The sequence below is a fragment of the Mumia zhuanghuii genome, from assembly GCF_042681565.1.
In the GTDB taxonomy this organism is placed as follows: domain Bacteria; phylum Actinomycetota; class Actinomycetes; order Propionibacteriales; family Nocardioidaceae; genus Mumia.
In genome coordinates, this window is the sequence record NZ_JBHUFT010000008.1 from 1546741 (window position 1) to 1569136 (window position 22396).

General features: G+C 70.8%; 20 protein-coding genes and 2 tRNA genes. 9 read left to right on the plus strand and 13 right to left on the minus strand.

Features of this window, described 5'->3' with window-relative positions:
* Positions 1-47: 47 nt before the first annotated feature.
* A complete protein-coding gene (locus ACFSDF_RS15965) occupies positions 48-1565 on the minus strand; it encodes a phytoene desaturase family protein (RefSeq protein WP_167250226.1) in 1518 nt (505 codons plus the stop codon).
* 27 nt (positions 1566-1592) lie between these two features.
* Here ACFSDF_RS15965 and ACFSDF_RS15970 point away from each other — a divergent pair, with 27 nt between their 5' ends.
* On the plus strand, positions 1593-1844 hold the full coding sequence (locus ACFSDF_RS15970; protein ID WP_243842983.1) for a pirin family protein: 252 nt from the start codon (positions 1593-1595) through the stop codon (positions 1842-1844).
* A 62-nt stretch (positions 1845-1906) separates the two neighbouring features.
* Positions 1907-2311: a beta-sandwich lipoprotein gene (locus ACFSDF_RS15975; RefSeq protein ID WP_208322373.1), complete on the plus strand. Its 405-nt coding sequence runs from the start codon at positions 1907-1909 to the stop codon at positions 2309-2311.
* A 96-nt stretch (positions 2312-2407) separates the two neighbouring features.
* On the opposite strand, the gene ACFSDF_RS15980 is transcribed toward ACFSDF_RS15975, so the two are convergent.
* Positions 2408-3709 carry an MFS transporter gene (locus tag ACFSDF_RS15980; protein ID WP_377158256.1) on the minus strand — a complete coding sequence of 434 codons (1302 nt, stop codon included), beginning with the start codon at positions 3707-3709 and terminating at the stop codon, positions 2408-2410.
* Between the two features lie 92 nt (positions 3710-3801).
* On the opposite strand from ACFSDF_RS15980, the gene ACFSDF_RS15985 reads away from it, so the two are divergent.
* A complete protein-coding gene (locus ACFSDF_RS15985) occupies positions 3802-4683 on the plus strand; it encodes a LysR family transcriptional regulator (RefSeq protein ID WP_377158258.1) in 882 nt (293 codons plus the stop codon).
* Here the strand turns inward: ACFSDF_RS15985 and ACFSDF_RS15990 are convergent.
* Both ACFSDF_RS15990 and ACFSDF_RS15995 read right to left on the minus strand, forming a co-directional pair.
* Positions 4680-5846 (minus strand): HupE/UreJ family protein, encoded by a 1167-nt coding sequence (locus ACFSDF_RS15990; RefSeq protein WP_377158260.1) that lies wholly within the window; start codon positions 5844-5846, stop codon positions 4680-4682. The two genes, ACFSDF_RS15985 and ACFSDF_RS15990, sit on opposite strands and share 4 nt — an antisense overlap.
* 98 nt (positions 5847-5944) lie before the next feature.
* Positions 5945-9880, minus strand: a complete 3936-nt coding sequence (locus ACFSDF_RS15995; RefSeq protein WP_377158262.1) for a metallophosphoesterase — start codon at positions 9878-9880, stop codon at positions 5945-5947.
* 207 nt (positions 9881-10087) lie between these two features.
* Between ACFSDF_RS15995 and glpK the strand changes: the two genes are divergently transcribed.
* From glpK to ACFSDF_RS16010, 3 genes are all read left to right on the plus strand, one after another.
* Positions 10088-11605 (plus strand): glycerol kinase GlpK, encoded by a 1518-nt coding sequence (glpK, locus tag ACFSDF_RS16000; protein ID WP_377158264.1) that lies wholly within the window; start codon positions 10088-10090, stop codon positions 11603-11605.
* Position 11606: 1 nt separating this feature from the next.
* On the plus strand, positions 11607-13358 hold the full coding sequence (locus ACFSDF_RS16005; RefSeq protein WP_377158266.1) for a glycerol-3-phosphate dehydrogenase/oxidase: 1752 nt from the start codon (positions 11607-11609) through the stop codon (positions 13356-13358).
* Positions 13359-13552: 194 nt separating this feature from the next.
* Positions 13553-14377, plus strand: a complete 825-nt coding sequence (locus ACFSDF_RS16010; RefSeq protein ID WP_377159070.1) for a pseudouridine synthase — start codon at positions 13553-13555, stop codon at positions 14375-14377.
* Positions 14378-14384: 7 nt separating this feature from the next.
* Here the strand turns inward: ACFSDF_RS16010 and ACFSDF_RS16015 are convergent, their stop codons facing one another.
* The 6 genes from ACFSDF_RS16015 to ACFSDF_RS16040 all read right to left on the minus strand — a co-directional run bounded on the left by ACFSDF_RS16015 (position 14385) and on the right by ACFSDF_RS16040 (position 19537).
* Entirely contained in the window at positions 14385-14954 is a 570-nt protein-coding gene (locus tag ACFSDF_RS16015) for a hypothetical protein (protein WP_377158268.1), read from the minus strand.
* Between the two features lie 45 nt (positions 14955-14999).
* Positions 15000-16046 (minus strand): lipoate--protein ligase family protein, encoded by a 1047-nt coding sequence (locus ACFSDF_RS16020; RefSeq protein WP_377158270.1) that lies wholly within the window; start codon positions 16044-16046, stop codon positions 15000-15002.
* 49 nt (positions 16047-16095) lie between these two features.
* Positions 16096-16731 carry a TetR/AcrR family transcriptional regulator gene (locus tag ACFSDF_RS16025; protein ID WP_377158272.1) on the minus strand — a complete coding sequence of 212 codons (636 nt, stop codon included), beginning with the start codon at positions 16729-16731 and terminating at the stop codon, positions 16096-16098.
* Between the two features lie 13 nt (positions 16732-16744).
* Positions 16745-17428, minus strand: a complete 684-nt coding sequence (locus ACFSDF_RS16030) for an ABC transporter ATP-binding protein (protein WP_167003969.1) — start codon at positions 17426-17428, stop codon at positions 16745-16747.
* The gene (locus ACFSDF_RS16035; protein WP_167003967.1) at positions 17425-18558 is read right to left on the minus strand and encodes an ABC transporter permease; all 1134 of its coding nucleotides are present in this window, start codon (positions 18556-18558) and stop codon (positions 17425-17427) included. The genes ACFSDF_RS16030 and ACFSDF_RS16035 overlap by 4 nt, the downstream gene beginning before the upstream one ends.
* Before the next feature lie 85 nt (positions 18559-18643).
* A complete protein-coding gene (locus ACFSDF_RS16040) occupies positions 18644-19537 on the minus strand; it encodes an SDR family NAD(P)-dependent oxidoreductase (RefSeq protein ID WP_167003965.1) in 894 nt (297 codons plus the stop codon).
* A gap of 159 nt (positions 19538-19696) precedes the next feature.
* Between ACFSDF_RS16040 and ACFSDF_RS16045 the strand changes: the two genes are divergently transcribed.
* Positions 19697-20047: a winged helix-turn-helix transcriptional regulator gene (locus tag ACFSDF_RS16045; protein ID WP_279587864.1), complete on the plus strand. Its 351-nt coding sequence runs from the start codon at positions 19697-19699 to the stop codon at positions 20045-20047.
* Between the two features lie 11 nt (positions 20048-20058).
* Here the strand turns inward: ACFSDF_RS16045 and ACFSDF_RS16050 are convergent.
* Together ACFSDF_RS16050 and orn are read right to left on the minus strand one after the other, a co-directional pair.
* Positions 20059-20136: transfer RNA gene (locus tag ACFSDF_RS16050), tRNA-His, on the minus strand.
* A gap of 76 nt (positions 20137-20212) precedes the next feature.
* On the minus strand, positions 20213-20839 hold the full coding sequence (gene orn, locus ACFSDF_RS16055; protein WP_220471274.1) for an oligoribonuclease: 627 nt from the start codon (positions 20837-20839) through the stop codon (positions 20213-20215).
* 116 nt (positions 20840-20955) lie between these two features.
* On the opposite strand from orn, the gene ACFSDF_RS16060 reads away from it, so the two are divergent.
* Complete coding sequence (locus ACFSDF_RS16060) at positions 20956-21759, plus strand: DsbA family protein (RefSeq protein ID WP_377158276.1); 804 nt, start codon at positions 20956-20958, stop codon at positions 21757-21759.
* A 106-nt stretch (positions 21760-21865) separates the two neighbouring features.
* Positions 21866-22312: an OsmC family peroxiredoxin gene (locus tag ACFSDF_RS16065; RefSeq protein ID WP_167003957.1), complete on the plus strand. Its 447-nt coding sequence runs from the start codon at positions 21866-21868 to the stop codon at positions 22310-22312.
* A gap of 1 nt (position 22313) precedes the next feature.
* Here the strand turns inward: ACFSDF_RS16065 and ACFSDF_RS16070 are convergent.
* Positions 22314-22387: transfer RNA gene (locus tag ACFSDF_RS16070), tRNA-Arg, on the minus strand.
* Positions 22388-22396: the final 9 nt, after the last annotated feature.

The following is a 22396-nucleotide window of genomic DNA, read 5'->3' on the forward strand; positions in this document are numbered from 1 at the left end:
AGCATCAGTGATGCGAGTACGGGTGCATCACTGATGCGCCTGCTGGCCTACGCGTGCCGGCCCTCGTGGTCGAGCACGGCCATCGCCGCGTTGTGCCCGCCGATGCCGCTGACCGCACCACCGCGCCGCGCGCCCGACCCGCACACCAGCACGCGCGCGTGCCCGGTCTGGACGCCCCACCGCTCCGCCGGTGTGTGACCGAGCCGCTCGACCCACGGCCAGCGCAGGTCGCCGTGGAAGATGTGGCCGCCCGGCATCGCGAGATCCGACTCGATGTCGGCCGGCGTCTTGACCTCGACGCAGCGGTCGCCGTTCGCGTCGCGCGCGAGCACGGACTCGATCGGCTCCTCGAGGTAGGCGTCGATCGCCGCCGCGAAGGCGCGCCAGCCGCGCTCCTTCGCATAGGTGTCGGAGGCCTCGTACGGCCAGTGGATCCCGAAGTACGTGAGGGTCTGCGCGTCGCTCGCCGCCAGCTCCGGCCCAAGGATCGACCGGTCGGTGAGCGTGTGGCAGTAGAGCTCGCCGCACGCGAGGTCCGGCGACGGCGCGGCGTACGCGTGGGCGAGCTCGGAGTAGGTCTCGCCGAGGTGGAACGTGCCTGCGAACGCGACCTTCGGGTCGACGCCCGACTTCAGGCGCGGCAGCCGGTCCACGAGCAGGTTGATCTTGAGCTGCGAGCCCTGCGGCTTCGTGGGGAGCGGGTCGCCGAGCAGCCCCGCGAGCACGTACGGGGCGACGCCCGACAGCATCCACCGCGCCTCGAGCGTGAGTCCGTCGGCGTGCACGACGACACCGTCGAGCCCGGCGTCGACCGACGTCACCTCCACGCCCGTACGGATCTCCGCGCCGGCCTTCTCCGCGACCCGGCGCAGCTCGTCGGTCACCGCACCCATGCCGCCGACCGGGACGCGCCACTCGCCCGTGCCGTTGCCGACCAGGTGATAGAGGAAGCACCGGTTCTGCAGCAGCGACTCGTCCTCCAGCGACGCGTAGGTGCCGATCAGACCGTCGGTCGCGACCACGCCGCGGACCAGGTCGCTGGCGAAGCGCCGCTCGACCGCACGACCAAGTGGCTCCGCCACGAGGTCGCGCCAGACGCCGTCGCCGACCTGCTCGCGCAGCGACTCCGCGGTCGGCAGCGGCTGCAGGAGGGTCGGCGCGACGCTCAGCGCGAGCGTCTCGGCATCGCCGTAGAACGCCCGCCAGGCCTCGTACTCGCTGTCGGTCCCCGTCGCCTGCCGGAACGACTCCGCTGTCGCGCGCCCCTCGTGCGTCTCGACGAGCAGCCCGCCGCCCTCGTACGGGGTGTACGAGGCGGTGGCGCGGGAGCGGAGCTCGAGCTTCAGGCCGAGCTCGCGGACCAGCTCGTGCGGCATGAGCGAGACGAGGTAGGAGTAGCGCGACAGCCGCGCGTCCATGCCAGGGAACGGGCGCTCGCTCACCGCGGCGCCGCCGGTGTGGTCGAGGCGTTCGAGCAGCACCGTACGGAGGCCGCTGCGGGCGAGCAGGGTTGCGGCGACCAGACCGTTGTGGCCGCCTCCGACGATGACGACGTCGTGAGTCATGCGGGTCAGCCTAGGCTGGCTGGTCGAGTGGGCGAGGTCGAATATGCGCCGGGCGAGCCCAAGGGCACGCCGTGGCACCCGCACCGCGGCTTCGAGACCGTGACCTACATGCTCGATGGCGTCTTCGACCACGCCGACTCCCACAGCGGCGGATCGATCACCGACGGCTGCGGCCTTAGCGGCGGACCGGGGCCCCTACACCCGCGACCCGCTCCCGATCCGCTGACCCCCGGCCCCTGGCACCCTTACTCGGATCCGGGGGCTTCGCTTTTGCCCTGAGCGGCGCGCGGCGCCCTGGCGGACTCCCTCCCCGATCGTTCCCTGACGTCCTAAGAGGCCACATGAGGTTCAAGAAGTCGCTCACCGCGCTCGCTGGTGTCGTCGCTATCGGCATGCTCACGACGGCGTGTTCAGATGATGCGGTGGTCGTGAGCGAAAACTTGTCGAAGGCGGCCGACAACTTCGAGATCGACCGCCGCGTCGTGTTCTTCAACGGGATCACGGACAAGTACCTTCTGACGATCGAGGGCCGGTGCGCGATCGAGGACGATGGCGGGCAACTCGAAGTGACGTGCAAGGTCGGGAAGGGCGCCTACAAGAAGCACTTCCTCGGGCTGTCTGACAACGTCTCGTACTTCGTCGAGCAGATCGAAGGCTCGTACGCGGACCCGAACCACTATCGGGTCACGTTTAAGCCGGAGGCGATCGTCCCATCGATCGACCTGCGCACGTCTGCCGACGACTGACCGTTGCCTTTTGCGTGAGCAGCGTCCGGCGTCCTGGCGGACTGCGCGCTCATGTCTCCCTGTTACGTCAGGAGGTCATGGAGGCGTACGAGGACTTCAGCAAGGGACGGTTCGGCCAGATCCCCGGCGAAGGAGATGCCGCACGGCGACGTCGGCGGAGCCGCGCTCGGCGCGTGAGGCACTGGGGCCGCGTTGGGCCCCGTTGGTCGGAGCGCTAGCGGAGCCCGTATCGAGATCCCTCGGCGCCCGCCGTCCCTCGAGCCACACCACGCAGGTCGAGGCCGCGAGAACCGCGCCGAGCAGGCTGACCGCACCCCAGCCGCCGGCGACCCACGCGACGGTCGTCGCCGCCGACCCTGCGGCCCCGCCGACGAAGAACGCCGCCATGAACGCCGCGTTGAGCCGGTTGCGCAGCTCGGGTGCCAGCGCATAGATCGCGTTCTGGTTGGCGTTGAGCAGCATCTGCTGCGCCACCACGAGCACCAGCACGCCGAGGAGCAGCCACCAGAGCCCGACCGTGCCGCCTCCTCCGCCGAGCGCGATCGCGCCCCACGCCACCGGGAGAGCGAGCGTCGACGCCCGTGCGACCGTACGGGCGCGCCCTGCGTCGACGAGCCGACCCGCGACCGGCGTCGCCACGACGCCCGCGATCCCCATCAGACCGAACCCGCCGATCGCCGCCTCCGACCACCCGTACGAGGTGGCGAGCAGAAACGTCGACGCGGTCCAGAACGTGTTGAACGACGCGAGGGACAGTGCGCCGACCAGGGCACGGCGTCGCAGGACCGGCTGCGTAGCAAAGAGCGCGAGCGTCGACCCGATCAGACGCGGGTACGCGATCCCGCTCGGCGTGTGCAGCGTCGGCAGCCGGTGCCACAGCGCCACCGCGACCGCCGCCACGAGCACCCCGCACACCACGTACACCGTGCGCCATCCCGCGAGCTGCGAGAGCACCCCGGAGATCGGGCGCGACACGATGCTCCCGAGCAGGAGTCCGCTCATCACCACGCCGACGACCTGCCCGCGTCGCGCCGGGTCTGCGAGCGTCACCGCGAACGGGACGACGACCTGCGCCGCGACCGACGTCAGTGCCGTCAGCGTCGTCGTGACCAGGAGTGCGCGCCCGCTCGGTGCCAACGAGGACGCCACGAGCAGGACGGCGGTCGCGCCGAGCAGCGTGACCGCGAGCCGGCGTCGCTCCAGCAGGTCGCCGAGCGGGACCACGAGCAGCAGCCCGACCGCGTACCCGACCTGCGCTGCCGTCACGATCGTCCCCGCACTCGCCTCGGAGATGCCGAGGTCGCTCGCGAGGACGTCGAGCAGCGGCTGCGCGAGGTAGTTCGCGGAGACCGACAGGCCGGTCGCGAGAGCCATCAGGAGGAGGAGCGGGCGGGTCATCCCTCCAGCGTCGCGGTCGGCAAGCCATGAGTCCAACACATGGATGTCACAGCAAGCATGACTCAAATTGATCGACCTGCGACGATGGAGGGATGGAGCTCCAGCAACTCCGCTACGTCATCGCGGTCGCCGAGACCCGCAGCTTCACGCGCGCCGCACAGCAGTGTCACGTCGTGCAGTCCGCGCTGAGCCATCAGGTCGCCAAGCTCGAGCGCGAGGTCGGTGCGCGGCTGTTCGACCGTACGAGCCGGCGTGTCGTGCCGACCGCGGCGGGCGAGGCGTTCCTGCCCGCCGCACGCGAGGCCCTCGATGCCGCCGAACGCGCGCGTGCCGAGGCGGCCGCTGTCTCCGGCGTGGTGAGCGGACGCCTGCGGCTCGGGGCGATCCCGACGGTGACGGTGATCGACCTGCCGAGCGTGCTGCGTGACTTCCACGAGAGCCATCCCCGGGTCGACGTCTCGCTGCGCACCGGCGGCAGCCAGGAGCTGGTGGCGCAGATCGCCGCAGGTTCGGTGGACGTCGCGTTCCTCGGGCTGCCGCCCGGACGCGTGCCGCAGGGCGTGCGCAGCAGCATCCTCGGCCGGGACGAGCACGTCGCCGTCGTCGCCCTGGACCACCCGCTGGCGGGGGAGCGTCGTACGGACCTCGCGACCCTCGCCCCGTACCCGTTCGTCGACTTCACCGCGGGTACGCCCGGGCGGCTGCAGTCGGACGAGGCGTTTGCCGCCGCAGGGCTGGAGCGGCACGTCGCGTTCGAGGTGACGACCGGCGACCTCGCGGCACGACTCGTCGCGCAGCGGCTCGGGATCGCGCTGCTCCCCGGCGCGTACGCGTCGACGCTCGCCGACGTCCGTACGGTCCCGATCGCCGACGCGCCCGCGCGGGAGGAGCACGTCGCGTGGAGCCGCTCCCAGCCGACGCCGGCAGCGGCAGCGTTCCTGGACCTGCTCCACGCGCGCTGGGGTCGGACCTAGCCGGCGAGCAGGCGCTCCAACGTCCAGTACGCGCCCACCAGCGTGACGGCGCCGGCCGCGGCCGCCGTCCCCACCCGCGCCACCTGAGGAGCGCGGCGCGCCATCAGCATCAGCGCGGGGAAGACCAGCACGACGATCACGAGCTGCGTCACCTCGATCCCGACGTTGAAGCTGACGAGCGCCGCCAGCAGACCCCACGACCACGGCTCGTCGATCCCGAGCGCTCCCGCGAACCCGAGCCCGTGCACGAGCCCGAACGCGAACACGACCGGGAACCGGAGGCGGTCGACCACCGACGGACGTGTGCGCTCCAGGTCGGTGCGCACGACGACGCTCCACAGGCAGACGGCCGCCGTGAGCGCGATGGACGCCGCGATCACCGGCTCCACGACGATCGCCGGGACGTCGACCAGGCCGAGCGCGGCGAGGAGGAAGGTGACGCTGTGGGCGACGGTGAACGCGGCCGTCGTCAGCACGATCTCGCGAAGCGATCGCGACCCGAGGATGAGAATCAGCAGGAAAAGCACGTGGTCGAGCCCGAACAGCAGGTGCTCGGCGCCGTGCACGAAGAACTCCCCGAGCTCCTCGGCCGTGCTCTGCTCACCTGCGATGAACGTGGGCGTCTGCGCGTCGAGCAGCGTCTCGCCGCTTCGCTCGTCGAGGTCGTACACGAGCAGCGCCTCGGTGCTGTGCACGAACCCCTCGGCGTCCGGGAAGAGCGTGCTGGAGACGGAGTGCACCGCTTCGGCACCGGGGTCGCCGGCCGGGCAGCCGAAGGTCACGGGGACCACGGCGTGGGCACGTCCGCGGCGCTCCCGCACGTCGGCGGTGCCGGCCGTCGGCGTGCACTCCTGACCTTGGTACGCGACCTCGAGCCGATCGGTGACGTACCTCCCGACGGCGTCGGCGTTCAGCGCGAGCTGGCGCCGTTGCTCGTCACGGGCCGTCGCCTCGTACGCCGGCGCCTCCAGCCACGCGGACTTCATCAGCAGGTCGTACTCCGCCTCGACCGTGACCTCGACGTCGGTGGTGCCGGCGACCTGGGTGGCCTCGAGGTACGCCGTCGTGGTCGCGTCGTGCGCGGCGGCGGGACCGCTCGGCGCGATCGCCAGCAGCGTGCCGGCGACCAGCACGAGCAGGCCGGTGAGACGGCGTCGGGACACGGGCATGGGACGTTGGTGCCTTCCAGGAGGAGCGGGGAGGGCGTCGCCCGGGCCGCGGTGGCCGGGGCGACGCCCATGGACCTCAGGAGCTCACGGCCTCACTCGCCTCGCTTCCCCGCGAAGTACGGCCACGCCGGGTGGTCCGGACCGAAGTGGCCCGGCCGCCCGTCCGCGTCCTTGGTCACGAAGACGCTCGGCAGCGACGACGTCTCGCCACCACCCGAGGACCGTGCGGTCACGAACCACGTGTGGACCGTGTCCGGCCGCAGCCTGGTCCACTGGACCGACGCAACCTCGCCCGAGTCCACCGTCGTCGAGGCGATGACGTCCGAGGGGACGTACAGCGCCAGCGCGTCCGTCGAGAACGTCGTCGCACGGCTCGAGAGGTCGACCGGCAACACCGTGTCGTCCTCGGAACCGTCGTACCGGGCGTCTGGGTCGAAGTCGTTCGCACCGAAGTCGTCCAGGAACGGCGAGTACGTGTCGACCACCATCTGCGACCGCTCCACGTCGAACTGCAGCATCCGCAGGAAGCTCGCGCCGAAGCGCAGCCGGTCGGTCGGGAGGTAGCCGCCGATCTCGGTGAGCCCGAGCCGGTCCGCGTCCACCGTGTACGCCTGGTAGTCGGCGAGCAGCTCGACCACGCCGTGCCCGACGTCGCCGATCTTCGGCTTCACGTTCGTGCCGACTCCGTGCCGGTGCCCGGCGAGCACCAGGAACACGTTCGGGTTGTCGAGCACGACCGTGTTGAACAGCGTCGACCCGTCCGGCGCCGCCAGCTCGGAGTCGCGGCCGTCGGCACGGACCGACGGCGTCAGGTAATCGTGCGTGAGCAGGATGCCGTTGCGGTCGGGGTAGGCCTTAAAGACGGACTCGGCCCAGTTGGCCTCCTCCTTCGTCACGCCGAACGACAGCCCGACCACGACGAAGTCCAGGCCGCCGGCGCTGAACAGGTCGTAGTGATTCTGGTTGTCGCCCTCACGCCACGGACCGCCGTACGACGCGTGCTCCCAGGATGCGGCCGCGGACGCGTAGCGACCCGGACCGTAGTACTGGTTGAACGTCGACTCCGGTCCGATCTCGAGACCGCGCTGGTTGTCGTGGTTGCCGGCCACGACACCGTTCGGTACGCCGGCGGCGTCCAGGATCCCCTGCGCCCCCGAGGACGTCTCGAACTCGCCCGTGATCTGCTGACGCATCTCGTCGGTCGTCGGTGCGTTGATGTTGTTCTCGGTGATGTCGCCGGTGTGCGCGACGTAGGCGATCTTGCGGTCGTCGGCGTTCTCAGCGATCCACTCGGTGAGCCTCGTGTACGCCGTCGCCCACACCGCACGCTCGGCCGCCGTCTCCTGCTCGACCGCACCCTCGGACAGGTACTGCGTGTCCGTGTAGTGCGCGATCGCGAAGTCGTACCCGGCCGGGTCGGCAAAGCTGGTGTCGACGGTGGACTCCAGGTCGTCGGCGAACGGATCCTCACCGGTGACCATCGCGTGCACCTTGCCGCGGTCGACGTAGTCGGCGTCGATCGTGGCGTCGAGCACGGTCGCGGCACCGACGCTGCCGGGGGAGGAGGCCACGACGTCCCACGCGCGGGTGTCGCGGTTCCACACCCGCAAGGACGCCACGCGCTCGGGGTCGATCGTGCCCTCCCACCTCAGGACCGGCGCCTCGACCCGGCCGCGGACGGCGATGTCGAACCGCTGGAACGTCACTCCGGACCCGCGGGGCGCAGCCAGGGTGCGGTCGTCGCCGGGGGCGAGCGTACGCAGGTCGCGTACCCCGTCCTCGCCGGCGACCTGGAGGGTCGTCGGCACCGCATCGGCCGTGCCTTGCCAGCCACGGTGGGGCTCGAGGATCTCGGCCTCCGAGAACGTCGCCCTGACCGGGCCCCCGTCCGGCTCGGCGACCGTGGCCGAGAGGGTCGCCGTGCGTGCGACGTCGCGCGAGCCCGAGGCGGGCGCGAGGTCCGTCGGCTCGTCCGGGATCCCGGCCGACCTGAACACGACGCTCCGGGCAGCCGTGTTGCCGAGCGCGTCCGTCGCGGTGACCGCGAGGGTGTGCTCGCCCGCCGACAGCCCGGGACCGACCACGGCACCCTGCTCGATCGGCTCGCCGTCGAGCGTGAGCACCGGGCCGTCGCTGACCCCGGAGGCGTCCTCGACCTCGACCGCGAGGACCGTTGCGGCGGTGATCGTCTCCCCGGCCGCCGGCGCGCTGGACGCGACCGCCGGGGCGGTGTTGTCGGTGACCAGCGTGCGCGTCGCCTTCTCGCCGGTGGTCGACGCGGCGACGACCTGGTGCTCGCCGTCGGCGAGGTCGGCGGTCTGCACGTCAGCGCGGCGCCCCCGCGCCGCGGCGTCGACCTCGAAGTGCAGGTCGACCTCGGTGAACGACGTGACGTTCGAGCCGCAGCCGCCGTCGCCCATGCCGTAGGTGGGCTTGAGCCCGATCGGTGCCGCCGACCCGTCGGCCGGGACGAGCTCGACGTTCGAGAGGACGAAGTCGTCGCGGTTCGGGCACTCGCCGGCGTACGTGCCGGTCACGATCTCGACGACGTTGTGCCCCGGCAGCAGCCAGTCGTTGGGCACCGTGATCCGTGCCCGCTCGCCGGCGTAGTTCTCGACCTCCTGCCGCATGCCGTTGACCAGAAGGTAGTTGCCGGCCGCGGCGTCCATCGCGTTGCTGCCGACGTCGAAGGCGAGGACGGCGTCGCCGGAGCCGAGGGTCTGGTACGTGCTGACACCCGTCGCCTCGACGTCGAACCGCAGCTCGACCTCGCGTGGCTTCGTCGACGACCCGCAGTTGCCGTCGCCGAGGGAGTACGACGCCGCGACGTCGACCGGTGTCGCCGTCCCCTCGCTCGGGGTGAGGGCCAGGTTGGCGATGTCGAAGTCGTCGCGGTTCGCCCCGCAGGTCGAGCCGATGTCGCCCGTGACGACGGTGAGCGTATTCCGACCCGGCACCAGGTAGCGGTTCGGCACGGCCAGGTCCACCCGCGTGCTCGCGTGGTCACCGCCGAGGGAGACCGTGTGACCGTTGACCCGCAGGGAGTTCTGGTAGCGGAACTCGATCGCGTTGCTGCCGACGTCGAAGCTGAACGTCGATGCCCCGGTGCCGAGGGTCGTCCTGGTCGGCGGCGCCTTCCCATCCACCGTGATCGACCCGACGCCACCGTCCGAGGCGGCCGGCTGGGAGGCGATCACGGGCTGACGCCCGTTCGCGAGCGTGCCGTCGGTCGGGGTGAGGGAGGGGGCACCGACCGGCGTGTTGTTGACGCGGACGGCGTTCGTCGTACGGGCGCGGGACCTAGTGGTCGCGACGATCTTGTGACGCCCGTTCGCCAGGGTCGTCGTGTCGACCTCGGCGGACAGGCCCGTCGTCCGTCGCGGGTCGCCGTCGACCGTGAAGGTGAGCGTCGCCGTCTTGGTCAGTCCGGGGTTCGAGCCGCAGGAACCGTCGCCCATCGCGTACGTGTACTCGTTCTTCTCGCCGTCGGCCGTCTCGCCGAGTAGCTCGAGGTCGACGTCGGAGATCGTGAAGTCGTCGAAGTTGACCCCGCAGTCGGCGTCCCGGCCGCCGGCCTGGAAGACGACGGTGTTGTCGCCGGCGACGAGGAACTCGTTCGGCACCTCGAGGGACACGCGCTCAGAGACGGCCGTGCGCGGAGGGTCGATGCGGTGTCCGTTGACCTCGACGTGGTTGCCGAACGCGGCGTCCATCGAGTTCGTGCCGACGTCGTACACCAGGTGGGAGACACCGAGCGTCGTCTCGGCGATGACCGGTGTGCCGTCGACGGTGAGGCTGGTTACCGAGTCGCCGGCGGTCACGGGCGTCGCGGCGAAGGTGGCCGTTCCTTCCAGGAACGAGCCGTCGGCGGGGGTGAGCAGCGGAGGTGAGAGGGGTTGAGGTCGCGCGGCGGAGGCCGGGCCGGCCATGGCGATGCCGGCTGCGACCACGGCGAGACCGGCTGCGGCGGCGATCCACGGGCGCGGAGTTCGAGGGAGACGGTGCTTCCCGATTGTGTGTGAGCGCATGGGCGCACACGTCCTTCCTGTCGTCGTCATGAGGAGTGGGCGCCCGCCCCCGGAACGCGGGAGCCCGACGAGACGTTCTCGGACGCCGATGAACTCGTGCTGATCCTCAGGCGACCGTGAGACAAACAACGGGACATGACGCGGAGCGGTCGCCTCTGTGGCCGCTTCCTGTCGCTCAACCGCTGCGCGACCGTGTAGAAACGACCCATGGCCGACTTCGTGGGATCTGTGGACCAGGGCACGACCAGCACCCGCTTCATGATCTTCGACCACGACGGCAACGAGGTCGCGCGTCACCAGCTCGAGCACCAGCAGATCCTTCCGCGCAGCGGCTGGGTCGAACACAACCCGGTGGAGATCTGGGAGCGCACCAGCGCCGTCGTCCAGACCGCACTCGCGAAGGCGAGCCTGACCGCCTCCGACCTCGCCGCGATCGGCATCACGAACCAGCGCGAGACCACCATCGTCTGGGACCGCCGCACCGGACGCCCATACGCGCCCGCGATCGTCTGGCAGGACACCCGCACCGACCGGCTCGCGTCGCGGCTGGAGGTCGACGGGCACGGCGAGACCATCCGTGCGAAGGCGGGCCTTCCTCCCGCGACGTACTTCTCCGGCGGCAAGATCGCCTGGATCCTCGAGAACGTCCCCGGCGTGCGCTCGGCCGCCGAGCGCGGCGACGCGCTGTTCGGCACGACCGACTCGTGGGTCACCTGGCAGCTCACCGGCGGTCGGCGCGGCGGCGTGCACGTCACCGACGTGACCAACGCGAGCCGCACGATGCTCATGAATCTCGAGACGCTCGACTGGGACGACGAGCTGCTCGAGATCTTCGACATCCCTCGCGCGATGCTCCCCGCGATCCGCCCGTCGTCGGTCGCCGACCCGTACGGGGTGACACTGGAGACCGGCCCGTTCGCCGGCGAGGTCCCGATCACCGGCGTGCTCGGCGACCAGCAGGCGGCACTCGTGGGGCAGGTGTGCTTCGCGCCGGGGGAGGCCAAGAACACCTACGGCACCGGCAACTTCCTGCTGCTCAACACCGGCACCGACATTGTCCGGAGCAAGGCCGGCCTGCTCACCACCGTCGCGTACCAGCTCGGCGACGACGCTCCCGTGTACGCGCTGGAAGGCTCGATCGCGGTGACCGGCTCGGCCGTGCAGTGGCTGCGCGACCAGCTCGGCATCATCTCCGGCGCCGCGCAGTCCGAGGCGCTCGCGCGGCAGGTCGAGGACAACGGCGGGGTCTACTTCGTGCCCGCATTCTCCGGGCTCTTTGCCCCGTACTGGCGCTCGGACGCCCGCGGCGCGATCGTTGGCCTCTCCCGCTACAACACCAACGCGCACCTGGCCCGGGCGACGCTGGAGGCGATCTGCTTCCAGTCGCGCGACGTCGCCGAGGCGATGCGCGAGGACTCCGGTGTCGCTGTCGACGTCCTCAAGGTCGACGGGGGAGTGACCGAGAACGAGCTGTGCATGCAGATCCAGGCCGACGTGCTCGGGACCACCGTCAGCCGCCCGGTCGTCGCCGAGACCACGGCGCTCGGCGCAGCGTACGCAGCAGGCCTGGCGGTCGGCTTCTGGGAGAGCACCGACGAGCTGCGGCGCAACTGGCAGGAGTCGAAGCGCTGGGAGCCGCAGTGGGACGAGGAGCGGCGTGAGCAGGCGTACGCCCGCTGGAAGAAGGCCGTGCAGCGGACCCTCGACTGGGTGGAGGTGGACTGACGTGCGGCCCCTTGCGCTCGACCACGCTGCCCGCGCGGATGCGCTCGCTGCCCTGCGTGCGACGGCCGCTGCGGACGGTGTGCCTCTCGACGTGCTGGTCATCGGCGGCGGAGTGGTCGGCGCCGGCTGCGCGCTCGACGCGGCGACCCGCGGGCTGACGACCGGGCTCGTCGAGGCGCGCGACCTCGCCTCCGGCACCTCGAGCCGCTCGTCGAAGCTCATCCACGGCGGGCTCCGCTACCTCGAGATGCTCGACTTCGCGCTCGTCGCCGAGGCGCTGGCCGAGCGCAGCCTGCTCGTCGAGCGCCTCGCCCCGCACCTCGTGCACCCGATCCCGTTCCTCTATCCGCTCACGCACCACGGGTGGGAGCGGGCGTACGCGGGCGCGGGCGTCGCGATGTACGACTCGCTGGCGTGGGCGTCCGGGCAGTCGCGAGGCGTCCCGCGACACCGGCACCTGACCCGGCGCAAGGCGCTGCGGCGGATGCCGGCGCTGCGCAAGGACGCGCTCGTCGGCGCGATCGAGTACTACGACGGCCAGGTCGACGACGCGCGCCACACGATGATGCTGGCTCGCACGGCTGCCTCGTACGGGGCGCACGTCGCGACCCGTACGCGCGTCACGGGCATGCTGCGTGAGGGCGAGCGCGTGACCGGTGTCGTGGTGCGCGACCTGGAGTCGGGCGAGGAGTTCGAGATCCGGGCCGCGCAGGTCGTCAACGCGACCGGGGTGTGGACCGACGAGACGCAGGCGATGGCCGCCGAGCGCGGGCAGTTCCAGGTGCGCGCGAGCAAGGGCGTGCACCTTGTCGTGCCTCGCGACCGCATCCAGGGGGAGGCCGGTCTGATCCTTCGTACGGAGAAGTCGGTCCTGTTCGTGATCCCGTGGAAGCGGCACTGGATCATCGGGACCACCGACACCGACTGGTCGCTCTCGAAGGACCACCCGGCCGCGTCGCGTACGGACATCGACTACCTGCTCGAGCACGTCAACACGGTGCTCGCGACGCCGCTCAGCTACGCCGACGTGGAGGGCGTGTTCGCAGGGTTGCGGCCGCTGCTGCGCGGCGAGTCCGAGGCGACGTCGACGCTCTCGCGCGAGCACGCCGTCTCGCACTCCGTGCCGGGGCTCGTGGTGGTCGCGGGCGGCAAGTACACGACGTACCGGGTCATGGCTCGCGACGCGATCGACGCCGCCGCCGACGCGCTCGGCGGGCAGCTGTCGCGAGCGATCCCGCAGTGCGTGACCGAGGACGTGCCGCTGCTCGGAGCGGACGGTTTCGCGGGGCTCTGGAACCGGCGCAGGCTGCTCGCGCGGCGCAGCGGGCTGCACGAGGTGCGGGTCGAGCACCTGCTGCGCCGGTACGGGGCGCTGGTCGAGGAGGTGCTTGCGCTGATCGCCGACGACCCGACGCTGGCAGAGCCGCTCGGCGGTGCCGACGACTACCTTCGGGCGGAGGTCGTCTACGCGGTCACCCATGAAGGCGCACTGCACCTCGACGACGTGCTCACGCGTCGGACCCGGATCTCGATCGAGACGTTCGACCGCGGGACGGCCTCGGCCGAGGAGGCCGCCGCGTTGATGGCGGGACCGCTCGGGTGGGGTGCCGAACAGGTCGCGCGCGAGGTCGAGCACTACCTCGCGCGGGTGGCTGCCGAACGCGAGAGCCAGACGATGCCGGACGACGAGACGGCTGATGCCGCACGGATGGGCGCACCCGACGTCGTCCCGGTGGTGCCGCGGGTCGACTAGCTTCCTCCCGGGACGTCATACGAACGGAGGGTGATACCCCTCGATTCGTATGACGTCCGGGGAGGAGCGACGAGCGGCACCTCCGTACGATCGAAGCCGTGCCTCCCCGCTCCCCACTGCCGCCGCGCGACGGTCTCAACGCCGTCTGGCTGCGCACGCCCGACCGTGGCCGCGAGCCGGAGGCCTGGACGACCATGGGGGAGTGGCTGCGCTGGCGCCTGCCGGAGAAGGTCGACGTGACCGCGATGCTGACGGCCGAGCGCATCGTGGACGCCTCCGGCGCACCGGTCGCCGATGCCGCCCCGTACCGCCCGCACACCTTCGTCTGGTTCTACCGCGACCTCCGCGAGGAAGCGCCCGTCCCCGGTGAGCTGCACGTGCTCCACCGCGACGAGCGCCTCGTCGTCGTCGACAAGCCGCCGTTCCTTGCGACGATCCCGCGTGGGCGGCACGTCAAGGAGAGCGTCGTCGTACGGCTGCGCGACCAGCTCGGCCTCCCCGAGCTGTCCCCCGCGCACCGCCTCGACCGGATCACCTCCGGCGTCCTGGTCCTCACTACCGAGCGGCGGTGGCGTGGCCCGTACCAGCTGGTCTTCCAGCGGCGGCAGGCGCGCAAGATCTATCGCGCCTTCGCGCCCGTCGACCCCGACCTCGCGCTCCCGACGACGGTGACCAACCACCTCGTCAAGCGGCGCGGTTCGTTCCAGGTCGAGGTGGTCGCAGGCGCGACCCCGAACGCGATCACCCGGATCGCGCTCGAGGGCCGCCACGGCGACCACGGCGTCTATCGCCTCGAGCCCGAGACCGGTCGTACGCACCAGCTCCGCGCGCACCTGTACGGCCTCGGCATCCCGATCGTCGGCGACCCCGTCTATCCGGAGGTCCTCGACGTCGACCTCGACGACTTCCGCCACCCGCTGCAGCTGCTGGCGAGCGAGCTGGCGTTCACCGACCCGGTCGACGGGAGCGAGCGCCGGTTCGTGAGCCGTCGCACGCTCCCGCTGCACGCCGAGGAGTGAGCGCGGCTCAGTCGTGGAGCGTCCCGACCGCGAGGACGGTGACGCGCGGGGTGACCGAGAAGCCCTCACCGCCGCTGCACTCGACCCAGACGTCGCTGGTCGCCGTCACCGTGAACGCGTCGGACACGGCCAGCGTCGCGACGGCGTTCGCCCCGGTCAGGAAGGAGCCGATGCCCGAGCTCCCGGTCGGCGAGTCCTGATGCCAGACCCAGCACTGTGCGGTCGCCGACGCCCTGCCGAAGTAGACGGTGCCGTTGACGACGTACGAACCCGCCTGCACCTTCACCGCCTCCGCACGGTTGAGCGCGCCGATCCTCCATGCGTCCGACGGTCCGCGGGCACCCGCGACGCCGGGCGCACCCCGAGACCCTGCAGGGCCCCGGACGTTGATCGCCAGCTTCTTCGACTTCTTCGGGCACCTGCCCTTGGCGTCGGCCGTGCGCACGACACCCTTCTTGGTGGTGCAGACCTTCACGGTCTTTGCCGACGATGCGGCAACAGCGACGGTGGTACCGCCGGCGACCAGGCCGACGATGACACCTGCGGACACGAGGACCGCCGTACGTGAGAGCGACATGCGCTCACGATGACGGAGCCGTGGCCCGTGCGGGTCCCCGTTGCGTCACGGCACGCGCGCGGTCCACTCCTCGGTGCCGTACTTGCTGCGCGCCAGCGCCTCCATCTCGGCGCGTGTCGCCTCGTCGACGCCGACACGAGTGAGCCCGTAGCTGTCCGCGAAGTGGCCCACCATCGCCCGTACGACCTCGTCGCGCGGCATGCCGGTCTGGCTCTTGAGCGGGTCCACCCGCTTCGCCGCGCTCGCGGTGCCCTTGTCGGACAGCTTCTCGCGCCCGATCCGCAAGATGTCGAGCATCTTGGTCGCGTCCATGTCGTACGACATCGTCACGTGGTGCAGCACCGCGCCGCCGGCCAGGCGCTTCTGCGCGGCGCCGCCGATCTTGCCGTGAGGTGTGGCGATGTCGTTGATCGGCACGTACGAGGCGTCGATGCCCAGGCCTTTGAGCGCGCGCAGGACCCAGGCGTCGAGGAACGCGTACGACTCGGCGAAGCTCATGCCCTCGACGAGCGACGCGGGGACGTACAGCGAGTACGTGATGGTGTTGCCGGGCTCGACGAACATCGCGCCGCCGCCGGACATCCGCCGTACGACCGTCACGTCGTGGCGTGCAGCGGCGTCGAGGTCGACCTCGTTGGACAGCGACTGGAACGAGCCGATGATGACGGCGTTGGACGCCCACTCCCAGAAGCGCAGCGCGGGCGGCCGCTCGCCCCTGGCGACCTGGGTCGCGATCACCTCGTCGAGCGCCATCTGCTCGGCCGGGTGCAGCGGGCCCGAGTCGACGAGCGCGAACGCGTGGTCGTGCCAGGACGTCGAACGCCCGAGCGCCCGGGTCACCGCGAAGCCGACCGCACGCGGGTCGAAGCCGATCATCGACGCGCCGGCGAGCGACCCCTCAACGGCGGCCGCGTACGAGGTGACCGACGCGTCGGCAGGCATTCCTTCGAGGGCTCCGGTGATCCGCTCCAGGGCCTCGTCGGGCTCGAGGAAGAAGTCGCCCGACAGCTGGACGTCCTTCAGGTGGTCGCTGACGATCTCGAGGTCGATGACGACCAGCTTGCCCCCGGGAACCTTGTACTCGCCGTGCACCGCGACCTCCTCGTCGACCGACCGACGCGGGCGCGTCGGTCCGACAGGGTCAACGCCTGCGGGGCCCCTTCGCTTCCCCGGGCAGGTCGAGGTAGGCGCCGATGAGCCGGCGGAGCAGCTCGAGGGCCTCCGTACGGGACAAGGACGGGGCATCGCCGTGGCCTGCGTGCGCGTCGTCACGTCCATACGTCGCGCACACCTGGACGATCAGCGCGTTCACCAGCGAGGCCATCTGGTCGACGTGCGGCTCGCCGAGGTCGTGCAGGGCAGCGACCAGCGGCTCCTGGAGCTCGGCGTGGAACCGCTGCATCGGGGCCTGCAGGACGGCGGGCTCGACGACGCTGCTCAGCACGTGCGCGACCGCCTGCTCCGAGCTGGCGAAGAGGTCGATGTTGGCCGCCATGTACTCCCAGACCCGCTCGCCCGGTGCCTCGGCCGCCGCGACGCGTTCGCGGACGTGGCGTGACCACTCGGGGAACACATCGGCGACGACGCCCGCGAGCAGCTCCCCACGCGACGGGAAGTACTGGTAGAGGCTCGGCCTCGCCATCCCCGCCCGCTTGGCCACCGCCCCTAGCGAGGGCGCCTCGCCGGTCTCGGCGATGAGGGCCCGTGCCGCGTCCAGGATCGCCCGCTCCTGGCGACGGCGGTGCTCGACCACCGTGGGCGCCTGGATGCGGGGCACGGGTCCTCCTGGGTCAGTCGGGCGACGCAGCAGGGACGCCGAGTCGTCCGTCGATCATCTCGTAGACCCGGTCGCAGTGGTGCAGCACGTCGTGGTCGTGCGTCACCATCACGGTGGCGACACCGTGCTCGTGCGTCTCGCGAGCGAGCAACGACACGATGTCCTGGCTGCGTTGGCGATCCAGCGCAGCTGTGGGCTCGTCGACGAGGAGCAGTCGCGGGCGGGTCACCAGGGCACGGGCGATCCCGACGCGCTGCCGTTCCCCGCCCGAGAGCTGGTGGGGCCGACGGCGCGCCTTGTGCTCCATCCCGACCTCGGCCAGCAGGTCGTACGGGTCGCGTGGCTCGGAGACCTTGCCGAACGTGAGGGGAAGCCGGATCTGGTCGATCGCGGTGAGCGCGGGGACAAGGTTGCCGCTCTGGAAGACGAAGGCGAGCCGCTCCCGCCGGATCCGCGCCAGCTCGCGGCGTGAGGCCGTCGCGAGGTCGACCTCGCCGACGCGAACCTCGCCGGAGGTCGGGGTGGTCAGGGCGCCGGCGACGGCGAGCAGGCTCGACTTGCCGGATCCGGACGGCCCGACGATCGCGACGAGCTCTCCGGGCGCGACACGCAGGCTGACGGCGTCCAACGCCGTGACGGTGTCCTCGCCGTCGCCGTGGACGAGCGTGACGTCGGTGAGCGCGAGTGCGGGGGTCATCGGTTGCCTCCGAGTGCGGTCAGCGGGTCGACCCGGGTGACGCGGACGACCGCGACGGCGGCTCCGACGACACCGAGGGCGATGAGGAGTGCGGTGGCGGCGGCGATCGGACCCGCCTCCAGGGCGAACGGCATGGGCGTGGAGGCGAGGGCGGCGCCACCGGCGAGGCCTATCCCGACGCCGACCCCGGCCGAGACGATCAGGAGGATCAGGGACTGCAGCAGGCTGTCGCGCAGAAGATAGCCGGTGCTCGCTCCCATCGCCCGCATCACCGCGATCTCCTGACGGCGCTGGATGACGAGCACGGTGAAGAACGCGCCGACGACCAGCGCGGAGATGGCATAGAGGAAGACCTGGATCAGCTGGAGGGTCGACGTCTCGGCGGTGTACCCGGGCGAGGCTCCGAACGACTCCTCGAGGGTCATCGAGGTCGTCGACGCGGCTTCGTCTCCCGCAGCGAGATCCACGTCGTCGCCGTCAGCGGCCCGTACCGCGACGGCGGTGAACTCGTCGTGCACGTGCGCCGGTACGGGGTCTCCCGTCCGTACGCCGGCGCGGACCTCCTGCCACGTGGTCAGCGGCACGTACGCCACGTCCACGTGCCCGTACGTGTGCTGGCCGTCGAGGATCCCGACGACCGTGAGGGCCGTCCCGGTGGGCTCGATGCGGACGACGTCGCCGAGCGCGATGCCCTCGTCGGCGGCGGTCTCGCTGATCACGATCCCGTCCGCCTCGTCGCCGAGCGGGGCGCCGGTCGCGGGGGAGGGGGCGAGGAAGGAGTCGGTCTCGACACCGAAGAGGGCGAGGTCGACCTCGGTGCCGTTGTCGGCGCGCGCGTTCACCAGGGTGTTGCCGAAGGGCGCCGCGTCCTCGACGCCCGGACGGTCGGCCCACGCCTCGACAGCCTCCGACGACACGACGCTGCGCGAGAACGCCGAGTCCTTGGCGACGTCCTGCTGGAACGCGAACGAGGTCACCGGGACCTTCTTGAGTCCCGAGACGCCGTCGTTGACCAGTCCGACCGACAGGCCCGACAGCAGCACCATGAGGATGGCGATCAGGGCCACCACGGATCCCATGAGGGCGAACCGCCCTCGAGCGAACACGAGCTCACGAATGGCGAGAAACATCATCACGTCCTCATGCGAGAATTAGCCGACACCATGTCGACAACATATCGACGGGATGTTGGGAACATACGTGAGGGTGGTGGCCCTACGCCGATGAGACGGTTCCCTCGTGGGCCGCGAGGATCGCACGGGTGGCCGCGGCGAGCCGGTCCGCGCCATGCGGGTCGAGTGTCCTCAGGCTGAGCGGCAGTGACGTCTCGCGGTCGATCGCGCTGAGCGGTGCGCGCGGCGGCTCCTCGATGAACCGGTGGAGGGGAGCGACTGCCCTCTCGACGGGGCGTGCCGCCAGGGCGGCGAGTGCCCGCAACGTCACCCTGAGCGCCGGTCGCAGCGGGGTGAGGTCGCCGCTCTTGGTGAACCCCGGGTGATAGAGGACGTACGGAACCGGGTTGTCCGGCTCTGCGGCGAACATCACCCCGAGGAGGTCGTTCGCACGTGCAGCCTGCAGCTGTGCGGCCACCATGCCGTACTCGCCCTCGCCCTCGAGCTGGAGATCGTCCCAGTGCAGGCGCCCCTTCGTCATACCGACGCCGGCGACGTTGACGATGACCGGCGTCCGGCTCCGGCGCAGCAGGGGACTGAGCTCGTAGCTGAGCAGGTAGCGGCTGAGGTAGTACACGGCGAACACCTGCTCGAGGCCGTCCGCGGTGACTGTCCGCCTCGGAGCCTGGCGGTTGGCGAACAGGGTGAGGGCGTCGACAGCCTCGTGACGAGCCGCGATCCGCCGAACAGCCGCACGGGTGTCGTCGATGCTGGACAGGTCGACCCGCTCGAACTCGAGCGCCCCTGTGCCATCGAGCCGAGCGGCCTCTTCCAGAACGCGCTCTCCCTTCTCCCTGTTGCTGCCGAGGACGACGACCGTGTCTCCACGGGCGGCCCTGCCGAGGGCGAGGGCGCGCCCCATCCCGTCCGTCCCTCCGCTCACGACGACCGTCCGCGGTGTCCTGTCGCCCCTCGGGGTGACGGCTTCCGGGCTCATGTTCCTCCTCGACTCGACGGTGGTTGCCACTAGCATCGAGAACCTTCGGCGAGTGCGGAAGGAGGCAGTTGAATGTCCGGTACGCACGCGGATGTGCCTACCCTTGTCGACACGCCCTTGCCCGGGCCGGTCCCTGCGGATGAGTACGAACGATGTCCCGTGACCGACGTGATCCGTCGGATCGGTGACAAGTGGACGCTCCTGGTGCTCGTGCTCCTCGGACGGCGTGCGCACCGGTACAACGAGCTCCACCGCGAGATCGACAGCATCAGCCAGCGGATGCTGACCCGCACCTTGCGCGCTCTGGAGGAGGACGGCCTGGTCGGTCGAGAGGTGTTCCCGACCGTGCCGCCAAGCGTCGAGTACACCCTCACGCCGCTGGGGAGGTCGCTGCTCGAGCCGCTCTCCGCCCTGGCGGACTGGGCGGTCGCGAACGGGGCTGAGATCGCCGCGGCGCGACGTCGCCCGCTGGCGCAAACGAAGGACGCCAGGCCGGGAACGATGTCCTGACCTGGCGTCTTTGGGGGTGGATGACGGGACTTGAACCCGCGACCACCGGCACCACAAGCCGGTGCTCTACCAACTGAGCTACACCCACCGCGCGCGACACGGCATCACCGTGTGCGGCGTGCACGAGTGTAGCGGGTCAGTCCTGACGGCTCGAAATCCGGGTCCCTACGAAGCGTCGTCTGAGGAGTCGCTGCCGCGCAGTGCGCCGGAGTGCTCCGCGGCGAGCGCCTTGGCGGTGTCGCTGTCGGGCCCGGGCGGCGGCACGAAGACGGCCGCGCGGTAGTAGCGCAGCTCCTCGATGCTCTCGAGGATGTCGGCGAGCGCGCGGTGGTTGCCGGTCTTGGCGGGGGAGTTGAAGTAGACCCGCGGATACCAGCGACGCGACAGCTCCTTGATCGACGAGACGTCGACCACGCGGTAGTGAAGGTAGCCCTCGAGCTCGGGCATGTCCCGCAGCAGGAACGCGCGGTCGGTGCCGACCGAGTTGCCCGCGAGCGGAGCCTTGCCCGCGTCGGGGACGTGCTGCTTGATGTAGTCGAGAACGACCTGCTCCGCGTCGGCGAGCGCCAGACCGGCGTCGAGCTCGTCCAGGAGCCCGGAGCTGGTGTGCATCTGCGTCACGACGTCGTTCATCTGATCGAGCGCCTCACGCGGCGGCTTGATCACGACGTCGACGCCCTCAGCGACCGGGTTGAGCTCGAAGTCGGTCACGATCGCTGCCACCTCGATCAGCGCGTCGTGCTCGAGGTCGAGCCCTGTCATCTCACAGTCGATCCATACAAGCCTATCCATCACGACCAACCACCTTAGCCGTTGACTCTGACCGGTAGCCTGGTCGCGGTCGCAAGGGAACGCGAGCACCGGCTCGTACGTTGTCCCGGCGACACGTGTCCGTACGCGAAGGATGGATGACCCAGGTGGCCAGCAAGGATGACAAGCGCGCCCGTCGTGAGCGCGCGGAGCAGATGCGCAAGGACCGCGAGCGCCAGGCGAAGCGGCGCCGCAACCTCATCACCGTGGCGATCGTCGCGGTGGTGCTGGTCGTGATCGCCGGCGCCGGCTTCGCAGTGAAGGCGGCGGTCGACAACTCCGCCGACTCTCCGACCCGCACCCCGGACGGCATCACCGACACCGGCGGCGTGAATCTCACCGCGACCGACCTGGGCGGTACGGCGGCCGAGGACCCGGTCAAGGTCACGATCTTCGAGGACTTCGCGTGCCCGCACTGCAAGTCGTTCGAGGAGACCACCGGTCAGGTCCTTGACCAGCAGGTTGCCGCCGGCGCGATCGACGTCGAGTACCGCCCGGTCGCCTTCCTCAACGAGTTCTCCAACGACGCGATGGCCGCGGCGATGTGCGTGTTCGAGGAGGACGGCGCGAAGGTCTTCCGCGACTACGCCAAGCTGCTCTTCGCCAACCAGCCTCAGGGCGGTTCGCTCAGCGACAAGGAGTTCCGCGACCTCGCCGAGGAGGCGGGCGCGAGCAAGGCGGCGACCGACTGCATCACGGGTCGCCCGTTCCGTGACTGGACCGAAGAGCAGACCGAGAAGGCGTTCGACCAGCCCGACTCCGAAGGCAACAAGCTCTCGGGCACCCCGACCGTCTGGGTCAACGGCACCACCGTGAACGGGCCCGAGGGTCCGGACGGCACCCCGGGCGTCCCTGGCACCGAGGAAGTCCTGGCCGCCATCGAGGAAGCCAAGGCCGGCTGACCCGTCTGACCTGCCGAGACACCCGCGAGGCCCCGTACGCATGATGCGTACGGGGCCTCACGTCTCTACGGTGGAGGTTCGAGCACACGACGACGGGAGCGACACCATGGCGACACGTACCGCGACGACGCAGTGGACCGGAGGGCTGCAGGACGGCACGGGCCGCGTCACCCTCGACAGCTCGGGGACGGGCACGTTCGACGTGTCCTTCCCTCGCCGCATCGCCGACGAGGCCGAGGGGAGCACCAGCCCTGAGGAGCTCATCGCGGCCGCGCACGCCTCGTGCTACGCGATGGCGCTGTCCGGCGGGCTCGCCAACGCCGGGGGGACGCCGCAGTCGGCGTCCGTACGGGCTGATGTCACCGTGCGGCCCGATCGCGACAACGGCGGCCTGCTGATCTCGAAGATCGTCCTCACCGTCCGCGCGAAGGTCGACGGGCTCACCGCCGAGCAGTTCGCAGAGGTCGCCGAGGAGACCAAGAAGGCCTGCCCGGTCAGCAAGGCCCTGGCTTCGGTGCCGGAGATCGTCCTCGACGCCGTCCTGGAGAGCTGAGCGCGCCCGGAGGGACTCGAACCCCCGACCCGCGGATTAGAAGGCCGCCGCTCTATCCAACTGAGCTACGGGCGCCCACAGGCA